At 47.4% G+C, this 13,188-nt stretch carries 9 protein-coding genes; 7 read left to right on the top strand and 2 right to left on the bottom strand.

The window, feature by feature from the left end; genetic code table 11:
* Positions 1-83: 83 nt before the first annotated feature.
* The 7 genes from xylB to DES40_RS02315 all read left to right on the top strand — a co-directional run bounded on the left by xylB (position 84) and on the right by DES40_RS02315 (position 11,041).
* On the top strand, positions 84-1,547 hold the full coding sequence (gene xylB / locus DES40_RS02345) for a xylulokinase (protein ID WP_121100349.1): 1,464 nt from the start codon (positions 84-86) through the stop codon (positions 1,545-1,547).
* Positions 1,544-2,863, top strand: a complete 1,320-nt coding sequence (xylA, locus tag DES40_RS02340; protein WP_121098961.1) for a xylose isomerase — start codon at positions 1,544-1,546, stop codon at positions 2,861-2,863. Before xylB ends, xylA begins: the two co-directional genes overlap by 4 nt.
* A 32-nt stretch (positions 2,864-2,895) precedes the next feature.
* Positions 2,896-5,286, top strand: coding sequence for a glycoside hydrolase family 3 N-terminal domain-containing protein (locus DES40_RS02335; RefSeq protein WP_121098960.1), 2,391 nt, complete (start codon positions 2,896-2,898; stop codon positions 5,284-5,286).
* Between the two features lie 108 nt (positions 5,287-5,394).
* The gene (locus DES40_RS02330; protein WP_121098959.1) at positions 5,395-6,558 is read left to right on the top strand and encodes an endo-1,4-beta-xylanase; all 1,164 of its coding nucleotides are present in this window, start codon (positions 5,395-5,397) and stop codon (positions 6,556-6,558) included.
* Entirely contained in the window at positions 6,542-7,462 is a 921-nt protein-coding gene (locus DES40_RS02325) for an aldose epimerase family protein (RefSeq protein ID WP_170144844.1), read from the top strand. The genes DES40_RS02330 and DES40_RS02325 overlap by 17 nt, the downstream gene beginning before the upstream one ends.
* Positions 7,463-7,469: 7 nt before the next feature.
* Positions 7,470-9,953: a glycoside hydrolase family 3 protein gene (locus DES40_RS02320; protein ID WP_121098957.1), complete on the top strand. Its 2,484-nt coding sequence runs from the start codon at positions 7,470-7,472 to the stop codon at positions 9,951-9,953.
* Positions 9,954-9,979: 26 nt separating this feature from the next.
* Entirely contained in the window at positions 9,980-11,041 is a 1,062-nt protein-coding gene (locus DES40_RS02315; protein WP_121098956.1) for a glycoside hydrolase family 5 protein, read from the top strand.
* Between the two features lie 14 nt (positions 11,042-11,055).
* Here the strand turns inward: DES40_RS02315 and DES40_RS02310 are convergent, their stop codons facing one another.
* Both DES40_RS02310 and DES40_RS02305 read right to left on the bottom strand, forming a co-directional pair.
* On the bottom strand, positions 11,056-11,982 hold the full coding sequence (locus DES40_RS02310) for a class 1 fructose-bisphosphatase (RefSeq protein ID WP_121098955.1): 927 nt from the start codon (positions 11,980-11,982) through the stop codon (positions 11,056-11,058).
* 71 nt (positions 11,983-12,053) lie between these two features.
* Complete coding sequence (locus tag DES40_RS02305; RefSeq protein ID WP_121098954.1) at positions 12,054-13,163, bottom strand: S-(hydroxymethyl)glutathione dehydrogenase/class III alcohol dehydrogenase; 1,110 nt, start codon at positions 13,161-13,163, stop codon at positions 12,054-12,056.
* Positions 13,164-13,188 lie beyond the last annotated feature (25 nt).

The raw sequence follows: 13,188 nt of genomic DNA, 5'->3' as shown, positions 1-13,188 counted from the left end.
CACAGAATTTTCTAGATTCTCCTCTTTATAGTTTGACGCACCAAAATGATAACGCTATCATTTTGAAAAAACGGACGGGGAATATGCTTTTCTTAGGATTAGATGTTGGAACATCAGGCGTGAAAGCTGTCATTTGTGACAGCAATAATAAAGTTATGTCGTCGTCACACGCACCACTTACGGTCAGCCGCCCTCACCCACTATGGTCAGAGCAAAACCCAACAGATTGGTGGTCCGCAACGAACAAAGCCGTTATGGACTTAGACCCCAAAATACGTAGCGGGGTAAAAGCCATTGGACTGTCAGGTCAAATGCATGGTGCGACACTCTTAGGCGAAGACGGAAAAGCAATTCGTCCCGCTATTCTATGGAATGATGGACGGAGTGCTTCGCAGTGCAAAACATTAGAAACGCAAATCCCGAATCTACGCCTCATTACTGGGAATTGCGCAATGCCCGGCTTTACGGCGCCCAAGCTACTCTGGGTCAAAGAAAACGAACCCGATATTTTCAAAAAGATTTCCAAGGTCTTGCTACCAAAAGACTATGTTCGTTTGCGTATGACGGGCGAATATGCCTCTGATATGTCTGACTCCGCAGGCACGCTTTGGCTTGATACAGCGGCGCGGGATTGGTCCAGCGAAGTGCTCTCAGCTTGCGGGCTAAGTGACAAAAACATGCCACGTCTTTTTGAAGGCACCGAAGCCACCGGACAGCTACGCGCAGAACTCGCAGAAGCTTGGGGCATGGACAAAGTTGTTGTTGCTGCGGGCGGCGGCGATAATGCTGCAGGCGCTGTTGGCTCAGGAATATATAGCCGCGGAGACGGGTTTTTATCTCTCGGAACTTCGGGCGTTATTTTTCTGGCTGATGATGCCTATCGCCCACACCCAGACGGCGGCATTCATACATTCTGCCACGCTTTACCAGATAGGTGGCACCAAATGTCCGTTATGTTAAGCGCCGCCAGCGCCATAGATTGGGTATCTTCGGTCTGCGGTTTTAAATCTCCGGCTAAATTATATGAAAAAGCTGCGAGTCGTAACAAACCATCAAACCAAGAGATTTTTCTGCCTTATCTCTCTGGGGAACGCACTCCGCATAACGACCCCTTGGCGCAAGGCGTCTTTTTTGGATTAAACCACTCTACGACAGCCGAGGACATGGCCCAAGCGGCTCTTGAAGGCGTGGCCTTTGGATTGGCGGACGGCATAAATTCACTCAAGGATTCTGGCGCAGAAATACGTTCACTTTCCGTCATTGGCGGCGGCGCTAGGTCTGATTATTGGGGCGAGATATTGGCTTCTATTTTTGATTTGCCCTTGATTTATCGCGACGGTGGCGCCGTCGGCCCTGCCTATGGCGCCGCGCGTTTGGCACGCCTTTGCCATTCGAAAGAAGCCATAAAAGATGTCTGCACATCCCCAAAAATAACCAATGTTATTGAACCCAATTTGGCTCTTAGAGACCATTTTAAACCCCGTCAGGCCTTATTTAATAAGCTGTACACATCCCTTTCTGACTTATTCAAGGAGAACCAATCGTGAGCCACCCTTATTTCGAGCACATCCCCAACATCAAATATGAGGGCCCAGACAGCACGAACCCAATGGCTTTCCGCCATTACAACAAAGACAAAGTCATCATGGGTAAAACCATGGAAGATCACTTACGTATCGCGGTATGTTATTGGCATACTTTTTGTTGGGATGGTTTTGATGTTTTTGGCGGCGGCACATTTAACCGCCCTTGGCATGGCCCTGTGAACGACCAAAAAGCAGCTGAAGAAAAACTCGAGGCGGCATTTTCATTCTTTCAAAAACTCGGCAACCCTTTCTATTGTTTCCACGACGTTGACATGATGGCCAACGCAGAAACACCTGCAGAATATGTCAAAAATCTAAGACTTATTGCGGATAAGGCTGAAGCTAAAATGGCTGAAACGGGAGTCAAATTGCTCTGGGGTACAGCGAACATGTTTTCTCACCCACGATATATGGCTGGCGCTTCGACTAATCCTAATCCAGACGTCGTCGCTTTTGCGGCTCTTCAAGTAAAAGAATGTATGGAAGTCACCCATCGACTTGGAGGTTCAAACTATGTCCTCTGGGGTGGCCGTGAAGGTTATGACACGATTTTGAACACAAACGTGAAACAGGAAATGAGCCAACTCGGTCGTTTCTTAAACATGGCCGTTGAGCATAAACACAAAATTGGATTCAAAGGGGATATCCTTATTGAACCAAAACCTCATGAGCCCACAAAACATCAATATGACCGCGACGTCGGGACGGTCTATGGCTTCTTGAAAGCACACGGCCTTGAAAATGAAGTACGCGTCAATATAGAGCCTAATCATGCGACATTAGCAGGTAATAGTTTCGAACACGAAGTTGAAATGGCCAATGCTTTTGACATTTTTGGTTCGATCGACTTCAATCGCGGCGACCCCCAAAATGGATGGGATACAGACCAATTTCCGAACGATATTCGTGAAACGACGATGGCGCTGTATTACATTTTACAGGGTGGCGGTTTTAAAAATGGCGGGTCTAATTTTGACGCCAAAGTACGACGCCAAAGCAATGATGCAGATGACCTTTTCCACGCGCATATTGGCGGTATGGATTTACTCGCGCGGTGTTTGGAAAATGCAGCAGATCTCATTGAAAGCAAAGCCCTCTCCTCTTTTGTCGACACGCGCTATGATGGTTGGAATGACGGAATTGGTCAGGACATGCTGAGCGGTAAAGTAGATTTGGAAACAATGGCGGCCTATGCGCTGGACAAAAATACATCCCCTGTTCCCATTTCAGGTCGACAAGAGATGCTAGAAAATATCGTCACAAATCACACAAAATAACTCAATTAAAATATAGAACTGCCGGGGAAAACATGACTTTACCATATAAATTTTTAACGAGCCTAGCTGTCGTCCTGCAACTATCGGCGTGTAATAACGGCGATGCACCAAACACAACGCCAAAGACTATCACATCATCATCCTATGACCGTGTCGAAAGCCTGATGGCCGATATGACTCTTGATGAGAAATTGGCACAAGTCAGCTGCGTATGGTTTGGTAAAGCGGATATATATGATGAAGATGGCAATTTTGACCCCATTAAAATGAAGGAAAAATTTCCTCATGGCATTGGTTGTTACGCCAGACCCCAAGACACGATTGGTATGGAAGGCCCCTCGGATGAACCCAGAGACGTGAACGACTCGACTGTTGTTCGCCGCATGTCTGCGCGTACGCCTGCGGATACTGTTGATCTGGTCAATACTATTCAAAAATGGATGCTTGAGGAGACACGCCTTGGCATCCCAACCCTTTTCCACGAAGAAGGTTTACACGGCTTTCAAGGTCGCTACGCCACGGCTTTTCCGCAATCCATAGCTTTGGCCGCAACATTTGACACTGAGCTTGCCGAAGACATTTATAGCGTGACAGCCCGTGAAATTCGGGCGCGGGGTGTCCATCATGTTTTATCCCCTGTGGTAGACGTCGCACTTGATCCACGTTGGGGGCGTATCGAAGAAACATTTGGCGAAGATCCATTTCTTGTATCACGCATGGGCGTTGCCGCGGTTAAAGGCTTTCAAGGAGACGGCTTTCCAATCGGCGACGAGAAAGTTCTAACGACCCTTAAACACATGACAGGTCATGGCCAGCCTGAAAGTGGCATGAATGTTGGCCCGGCTCAAATCTCTGAACGTGTCCTAAGAGAAATATTTTTCCCACCTTTCGAGGCCGCCATTAACGAAGGCAATGCTGCCACGGTTATGGCCTCTTACAACGAAATTGATGGCATTCCCTCCCACGCTAATGATTGGCTTTTAAATGACGTCTTACGGGGGGAATGGGGTTTTGACGGCGCTGTTGTCGCCGATTACTTTGCGATTTCCGAATTGCAAGTCCGCCACGGTATCGTCAATACAGTTCCAGAAGCAGGCGCTTTAGCGCTAAAATCTGGCGTAGATATGGAGCTACCTGACGGCACCGCCTTCCCTCAGCTGAAAGCCATGATCGAGAATGGCGAATATGATATAAAATATCTGGACCAAGCCGTCCGCCGAATCTTAGAGTTAAAAGAGCGAGGCAATCTTTATGAAACGCCTTATGCTGACCCCGCCTATGCTGATTCAATCACAGGCAATAACGAAGCCCGTCAACTGGCGTTAAAGGCCGCTCAAAGGGCGCCCGTCTTGTTGAAAAATGATGATAAGCTGCTTCCACTCAACATCGAAGATTATAAACGCATTGCCGTCATCGGCCCCAATTCAGACATCACAGTTTTGGGCGGATATTCCGATGAACCGCGTCAAACCATTTCCATTTTGGATGGTATCAAGGAACAAGTCGGTGATCGGGCTGAAATCGTTCACGCCAAAGGTGTTGAATTAACACAAAACCGCTCTTGGTGGGATGACGAAGTAGAGCTTGAAAGTGTCGATAAGAACATGGCTAGAATTTATCAGGCTGTAGCAACGGCAAAGACGGCTGACCTCATTATTCTGGCCATTGGTGGTGACGAGAGTACCTCGCGTGAAGCTTGGTCAGAAACACATATGGGCGACCGCAATGACATCACTCTGATAGGGCAGCAAAAGGAACTCATTGAGGCATTAGCTGAAACAGGCGTCCCAATAGCTACAGTTGTAATTTCAGGACGCCCTTTGAGCTTGGAAAATGTCGAAGACAAGCTTCCTTCCATTCTTTATGCTTGGATATTAGGCCAAGAAACAGGCACCGCTGTCGCAGATATTCTCTTTGGTGAGGTCAATCCAGGCGGGAAAATGCCCGTAACCGTACCGCGCAATGTGGGGCAAATTCCTTCCTTTTATAATCACAAGCCAACGGCGCGAAGAGGTTATGCCTTTGGAGATGCTAGCCCTCTATACCCATTTGGTTTTGGTTTGAGCTACACGACATTTGACATATCAGAACCGATATTGAGCACGTCAATAATGGGGGTGGAAGACGCAACGTCTGTTTCCGTTAATGTTACAAATACTGGCGATGTCGCTGGGGACGAAGTTGTTCAGCTTTATATTCGTGACAAAGTCAGCTCTGTGACCCGCCCTGTCAAAGAGCTAAAGGGTTTTAAAAGAGTATCTCTAGCCCCTGGCGAGAGCAAAACAGTATCCCTTTCCATAGACAAATCCGCCTTGCATTTTTTCAACCGCTCTATGGAGCGCGTCGTCGAAGCTGGTGAGTTTGAGATTATGGTTGGGAATAGCTCTGACAATGTAAAATCGACCACCTTAACCGTCGAATAATTTGACATATGTTCGAATTCTGGATTGCAATTCGAACATATTATGTTAGCGTTCCCATAATTAATAAAGGCAAAATGCCTATACCGAGAATAATGAGGGGAATTCGACATGTTAACACGTCGTCATTTTCTGGCCGCTGCTTCAGCTGCGGCCACGACAGCTTGCGCAACCCACCCACCGAGCGCTCTCCTAGATAGCAAAACGCTAAAAGATATTGCAAAGTCATCAGGTCTACGATTTGGCAATGCCATTGCCTATTGGGGAAATAATGACGGGGAAGGTGTCAACCGCCCTGACAATCCCTTTAATGACAAAACCTATATGGAACTCGTCAAAACACACTGCGACATTGTCGTCGCCGAGAATGAATTCAAACGATATACGGTGCAGCCGGTCCCCGGTGATTATCGGTTCGAACGTGCGAACGGCGTCGCAAAATTTGCCGCGGATAATCATATGGGACTCAGAGGACATACACTTCTCTGGAACCGAAATACTTATATGCCGCAATGGGTTCAGGATTTAGATCTAAACGCCACCAGCGCAGAAGCACATCTTGACGAATATTTTGGCGCGTTGATTTCAAACTTTGATGGCCAAGTATATTCTTGGGATGTCGCCAATGAAACAATAGACCCTGAAACGGGCGAGATACGCAATACGGTTTTCACCAAAGCCTTAGGGCCAGGTGTAATGGACACCGCTTTCCGAATTGCGAAGTCACATGCTCCCAACGCACAACTTGTTTATAATGATTATATGTCTTGGGAAAAGCATAGCGCCGCTCATCGAAGAGGCATCCTTAAGCTCTTAGAAGATATGAAAAAACGCGGCACCCCTATCGACGCCTTGGGTATTCAAGGGCATTTAGGAACATATGCAGGTGATCCTGTCACAGGGTTTACGACGTCTTATGACAAAGCTGACTGGCTGCATTTCCTCAATGAAGTCAAAGATATGGGCCTTGATATAACGATTACTGAGTTCGACGTTAATGATGAAAGACTTACAGCGAATGTCGTTAAACGCGACCAAATCGTCGCAGACTACGCTCGTGAATATCTGGATATGACACTTGATTTCGCGAATGTGAAAGAGATTCTGACATGGGGTATGGTTGACCACCACTCATGGCTGCAGGATTTCTGGCCACGTGAGGATGGATTGGACAAACGCGGTACACCGTTCGACAAAAACTACCGTCAAAAACCACTATACACAGCTTTGGCTGAATCTATGGCAGCGGCTCCGAAACGTGCCCCTCTCGCTTAAAGAAAAGACAAAACCTCGAGTCGAAACTCTCGACATTGCGCATGGGGGTTGGTCGCTTCAACTCGCGCCCTCCCACGGCGCGGCAATATTATCATGCCAGTATAATGGCCGTGACATATTACGCCCTGCTCCACCCGATTGGTTTCAGACCCCTAACCCGCTTATGACAGGGCATTTCCCTCTCGCCCCTTATTCCAACCGTATCGAAAACGGTACCTTTCAATTTAAAGGGCGTAACCATGTTCTTTCATGGGACAAATTAGAACAACCACACCCCCTTCATGGCACAGCATGGCAATCTAAATGGGATGTAGTGCAATCAGATGTGAAGAAAGTAACGCTTCAAATGTGCCATGCGCAACCTAGCCAAACTTGGCCTTGGCGCTTTACAGCTTCGCATAGCCTCTGTGCCAGTGAAGACGGCCTTCATTTTACATTATCAGTGACAAATGATGACACGCAATCCATGCCGTCAGGTCTTGGTTTTCACCCCTATTTTGCAACCCACGACACAGCGGAGTTGCAATTTCAATCGCGCCACGTCTGGATGAGCAATGATGACAAACTCCCCGTAAGGCTCGCCAAACTTCCAGAGGCTTGGGATTTTACAAGGGCTAAAACTGTATCGAAGGTCAGTGTTGATCACTGTTTCACAGGTTTAAAACTTCCCGCCTATTTCAACTGGCCACAAGCGCATCAGAGGGTTTGTATCCAAGGCAGCAAAAACTTGACACATGCGGTGGTGTATTTGGACAATCCAACCAAGGCCGCATGCTTTGAACCTGTTACTCATATGAATAATGGCCTGAATTGGAGGCATGAACATGCTGACACAGGCATTGAAATTTTAAACCCTGGCGAAACACAAACCGCCGAAATGATTTTGTCGATAGAAGACTATTAAGGAGTAAATGATGCGATCCTTTATTGCGACCCTATGCCTAGGCGTGGCCCTTTCTGCTTGCAGTAATGCTGGCATTGATAACTCAGATTCTGATAGCCGCTCTAGCGCCAATGAATTGGATGTGTGGCCAAAACTCGATGGGAGCTTCATGATAGATCCTGCAATCGAGGCCCAAATTACCGATATTATGTCGCGCATGACATTAGAACAAAAAGTCGGGCAAGTCATCCAAGGCGATAGCACCGCCGTAACCCCAGAAGATGTTAAAACCTATCACTTAGGGTCTGTTCTAAGCGGAGGAAATTCCGCGCCAGGTGAGCTACCTTACGCCAAGATAGAACAATGGGTAGAAGCCGCTGACGCCTATTATCTCGCCTCTGTCGACGAGAGTGACGTCGATGTCGCCATCCCTGTCATTTGGGGTATCGATGCGGTCCATGGTCATGGTAATGTCATCGGGGCAACTATCTTCCCTCATAATATTGGCCTTGGCGCGGCTCGAAATCCTGACCTCATAAGAGATATAGCCGCTGTCACAGCACGAGAATTACGGGCAACAGGACATGACTGGACCTTTGCGCCAACAGTTGCGGTACCCCAAGATGATAGATGGGGGCGCACCTATGAAGGCTTTGGAGAACACCCTGAAATCGTTGCCTCTTACGCCGGTAAAATAGTAGAAGGCATTCAAGGCAATCTCCCACAAACTGGCGGAATTGACTCTTCGCACGTTATATCAACGGCCAAACATTTTCTGGCGGATGGGGGCACGGATATGGGTAAAGACCAAGGCGATGCCTTGGCCCCGATTGAAGAGCTCGTTCGGATTCATAATGCAGGATACCCCCCCGCACTTGATGCAGGCGCCTTGTCCGTCATGGCTTCTTTCTCCAGTTGGAAAGGCCAAAAGGTTCATGGTTCGAAATACCTTCTAACGGACGCACTGAAAGACAGAATGGACTTCCAAGGGTTTATCGTTGGGGATTGGAATGCTCATGGGCAAATTCCGGGATGCACAAATGAAAACTGTCCAGACGCATTAGAAGCAGGACTTGATATGTATATGGCGCCAGATAGCTGGAAAGGCCTATATATAAACCTTCTAGCGCAAGCCAAATCAGGAGAAGTCTCTATGGACCGCCTTGATGATGCTGTTCGCCGCATTTTACGCGCAAAGATACGATATGGCCTATTTGACATGGGCAAGCCTTCTGAACGCCCTCTTGCGGGCGATCGCTCTGTGCTGGGCGCGGCTGCGCATAAAGCCGTGGCTCGTCAAGCCGTACGAGAGTCCTTAGTCCTGTTGAAAAATGAGAACCAAACTCTCCCTCTCGCACCAAGCTTGAATATTCTTGTCACAGGTGAAGGGGCAAATGACATCTCTAAACAAGCTGGCGGATGGACACTCACATGGCAGGGCGGAGGGTTAGACAACGACCTCTTCCCTTCTGGTGAAAGCATTTTTAGCGGCATTAAAAAAGCTGTGACTAAAGGCGGCGGTTCTGCGGTGCTAAGCGAAGATGGAAGCTATTCACAAAAGCCAGACGTAGCCATCGTAGTCTTTGGCGAAGATCCATATGCCGAATTTCAAGGGGACGTTTCTCATGTCGGCTATGATCCTTTTGGCCAAAAGGAGGTTCAGCTTCTTAGAGACCTACAAAGCCAAGGCATCAAAACTGTTTCAGTTTTCCTTTCGGGCCGCCCTCTTTGGGTGAACCCAGAGCTAAATGCCTCTGACGCCTTTGTTGCAGCATGGCTGCCCGGTTCAGAAGGCGCAGGGATAGCCGATGTCCTCTTTAGTGATGAAAACGGTCATATCGCACATGACTTTAAAGGGAAACTCTCATTCTCTTGGCCTAAATCAGCCGGTCAAACGCCTTTAAATTATGGCGATGCAAATTATGACCCGCTCTTCGCTTATGGATTTGGTTTAAATTATGCGGACGCAAAATCCTTGCCGACCCTAGATGAAGCCCCTGGAATCGACCTCTCCGCAGCTGGGTTAAACCTTACCCTATTCAAAGATGGATTGGTCCAGCCTCCTTGGGCTCTTGACGTTACGGGCAATGCTAAAACCTCTGCCGTTGATCATTTGGCCCAAGAGGACGCGCTAAAGATAGAATTCACAGGAGCTGGCACAACCTCTATCAGCACGAGCGACCCGGTTGACCTGTCCCGTGAAACGACGGCAGCGCTTGAACTTTCATTTAACATAAAAAGAAATACAGAGCGACAAGGCATGCTCACGCTCTCAGCTAGCTGTCCAGACGATGATTGCAAAGGCAGTTTGGATATTTCTCAATCCGTAGATGGCCTTGGCACTGATTGGAAATCCGTTCGCATATCGCTTTCATGTTTCCGAAATGCTGGGGCAGATATGTCTTCTATTAAATCTCCCTTTACTCTCTCATCAACGGGGCCAGCCGCTGTTTCTATATCAAACCTTCACATTGCTGAAGATGATAACGGTCTGGCGAGTTGCGCATTTTAAAGGGCTACAACTTGAAAGGATAAGTCATGTCTAAATTTTTCTCAGGCAGTGCCGTGATAACGGCCGCCTTTGCCTTAGTGAGTTGTACAAATTCTTCTCCTGCAGAAAAGACAACCTTATCTCTATCAGAGACCGCACAATCACACAGCAACCAAACGGTCTGGGAAAAATTTGACATGCAACGCTGTGTGAATATGGGCAATTCTTTTGAAGTCCTTCGAAAACAGCGTCAAAATGGTGGCGGCTGGATTGATAAAGAAGACTTTGCTCTGATAAAAAGCAAAGGTTTTGATACTATCCGGCTACCTGTCAAATGGAGTGATTATACGGGGCCAGCGCCTGATTTCACGCTAGACCCCACCTTTTCAAATACCGTGAAGGCCTATGTTGATGAGGCACTCTCTCAAAACTTAAACGTCATCTTGAACATTCATCACTTTGATGAAATTAACGAGACACCAGCGGCCGAAATGGATCGGCTCGTCAGTATCTGGAAACAAGTCGGTGCCTTATTTAAAGGCTATCCAGACGACCTTTGGTTTGAAACACTGAATGAACCCAATAATCAGCTCAAAGGCGACATCATGCGCCAATCTCAAGCGCTCGCAATTGAGGCTATTCGCATACATCATCCGGATCGCATTGTTATTTTAGGGGGCGAGTTTTGGTCAAACTGGCGTCAACTCGATACCAATATGGTCGCCCCGGATTCCAATATTGTTTTCACTTTTCATTACTACGAACCATTTGATTTCACGCATTACAAAGCTGAATGGACCAAACCAGATATGCCAAACACATTACGAAGCTGGGGCAATCATACTGACAAAGCCGAACTGGCAGAAGCCATGTCCGGCATTAAACGCTATAAAGTCAAAACAGGGCAACCTTTATTCCTGGGTGAATTTGGCGTCTACACCTCTATTAAACATGAAGACCGAGTGAAATGGGTGAATGCCGTACGCCGCGAGATGGAAGCCGCGGAGATTCCATGGTGTCTCTGGGCCTATGCGAACACCTTTCCCATCTACAATTATGAAAGCGGTAAATGGGATAAGGATATGCTCGACGCTCTCGGCCTAGAATAAATCCAGCTCTGTACTCAGTGTGTACTGGCCTTCTTTGCGGCTTCTACTGCCGCAATCTTATCGACTTCACCAATGAACACAGGCGTTTTCTCGTGTAGGGTCGTTACGGTCGCTTCAAGGATTGACCTATCGCCATTCGTAGATGCACCGCCCATAGCTTTGATAATAAATGACATCGGTATAGCTTCATAGACCAAACGCAAATGTCCCTGCTCATACCCTTTTCTATTGGCACTTGGATAAGCAAAAATGCCGCCCTGTAAAACAAGGCGCTTTATGTCTGACACCATAGAAGCATACCAACGCATATTATGGGGTTTTACTGTGCCGCCATGCGTATCAAGCAGGCTGGCATAATGGGCTTGTAGCCATGAATCCCAGACAGTTTGATTGGCGCCATTTATCGCCAAAACATCTGCGGATGGAAGACCGCCTTCGATAGGCATGACTAACCATTCAGCTGTGTCTTGATTGAATATCCCCTTATAGACATCTGCGCCATCCGCGAAATAGGCCTCTAAATTCATACCGAAAACAAAGAAGCCGCCGCTGATTATGTTCTTACCTGAAAAATCCTTCGCCACTTCAGCATTTTCAAAAATACCAAAAATTGCGCCTGATGGTATACCCACTAAGGCTGACTTAGATCCATCCAAAGGATCCAAAGCGACGCTATAGGCTCCATCTGAAATCTTATTCAGCCCCGGTCTTTCCTCTGACACGACATAGCGAACATTTTCATCTTTTTTCAATGCGTGAAAGAAGGCTTCATCCGCAATAACGTCAAGTTCAATTTGATCGTCACCTGACTCATTACTCGACGTAGCGAATTTTAAACCCGCCCCTTTTTTCAATTCCGCATAAATAACTTCTGAAGCCGAAAAAAGAGCCGCATAAATACCATCAAGATTGGCAGTTTTGCTTTTGAAAGATAAGGTCATAAATTAGTCAATCTATTGAGAGTTAGAGCGTGATTTAATCTTTGCTGATTTCAAATTCTATATTTTGGCGGTTAATATACCACCACACTACGAATAGACTTCCCCTCATGCATGAGGTCAAAGGCTTTGTTGATATCGTCTAGTTTCAATTGGTGGGTAATCATCGAGTCAATTTCAATTTTCCCATTCATGTACCAATCTACAATCTTGGGCACGTCCGTACGCCCCTTGGCACCGCCAAAGGCTGTGCCCTTCCAAACACGCCCTGTCACCAGTTGAAAGGGTCGCGTAGAAATTTCTTTACCCGCTTCCGCGACACCAATTACGACTGAGACACCCCACCCACGGTGACACGCCTCCAGCGCTTGGCGCATAACAACCGTATTCCCTGTGCAATCAAAAGTGAAGTCAGCGCCGCCGTCGGTTAAGCGCACTAATTCCTCTACCACATCTCCATCTAGCTCACGCGGGTTGACGAAATCTGTCATGCCGAATTTACGGCCCCATTCTTCTTTGTCATTGTTAATATCAACGCCAATAATCTTATTGGCTCCGACCATGCGCGCAGCCTGAAGCACATTAAGCCCAATGCCTCCCAGTCCAAAGACAATAATATTATCACCAGCTTGAACCTTTGCAGTATTCGTCACAGCGCCCACACCCGTCGTCACGCCGCAACCAACATAGCAAGACGTATTGAACGGAGCATCTTCGCGAATTTTAGCGACCGCAATTTCAGGCAAGACTGTAAAATTGGAAAATGTAGAGCAGCCCATATAATGATATATGGGTTGGCCCTTATAAGAAAACCGCGACGTACCGTCCGGCATCACGCCTTTACCTTGTGTTGCGCGTATAGCTGTACACAAATTCGTCTTTCCAGACAGGCATGACTTACATTGGCGACATTCAGGCGTGTAAAGTGGAATCACATGATCACCGGGTTTGACCGACGTAACGCCCTTCCCGACTTCGCGAACCACGCCCGCACCCTCATGCCCAAGAACGGAGGGGAACAACCCTTCACTGTCCAATCCATCCAAAGTGTAAGCATCCGTATGGCAAATACCTGTCGCCATAATCTCAACAAGCACTTCGCCATCTTTAGGACCTTCAAGGTCCAGTTCAACGATCTCAAGTGGTTGTTTAGCTTCAAATGCTACGGCTGCCCGTGTTTTCATTATTCTCTCCGCGAATCTTACACAG

The sequence above is a fragment of the Litorimonas taeanensis genome (genome assembly GCF_003634015.1).
In the GTDB taxonomy this organism is placed as follows: domain Bacteria; phylum Pseudomonadota; class Alphaproteobacteria; order Caulobacterales; family Maricaulaceae; genus Litorimonas; species Litorimonas taeanensis.
This window is presented reverse-complemented; position numbering and strand designations above follow the sequence as displayed.

Coding starts and splice junctions, on each gene's coding strand:
- xylB (WP_121100349.1), top strand. CDS start 84: ATGCTTTTCTTAGGATTAGATGTTGGAACATCAGGCGTGAAAGCTGTC.
- DES40_RS02315 (WP_121098956.1), top strand. CDS start 9,980: ATGTCTAAATTTTTCTCAGGCAGTGCCGTGATAACGGCCGCCTTTGCC.
- DES40_RS02320 (WP_121098957.1), top strand. CDS start 7,470: ATGATGCGATCCTTTATTGCGACCCTATGCCTAGGCGTGGCCCTTTCT.
- DES40_RS02310 (WP_121098955.1), bottom strand. CDS start 11,982: ATGACCTTATCTTTCAAAAGCAAAACTGCCAATCTTGATGGTATTTAT.
- DES40_RS02335 (WP_121098960.1), top strand. CDS start 2,896: ATGACTTTACCATATAAATTTTTAACGAGCCTAGCTGTCGTCCTGCAA.
- DES40_RS02330 (WP_121098959.1), top strand. CDS start 5,395: ATGTTAACACGTCGTCATTTTCTGGCCGCTGCTTCAGCTGCGGCCACG.
- DES40_RS02305 (WP_121098954.1), bottom strand. CDS start 13,163: ATGAAAACACGGGCAGCCGTAGCATTTGAAGCTAAACAACCACTTGAG.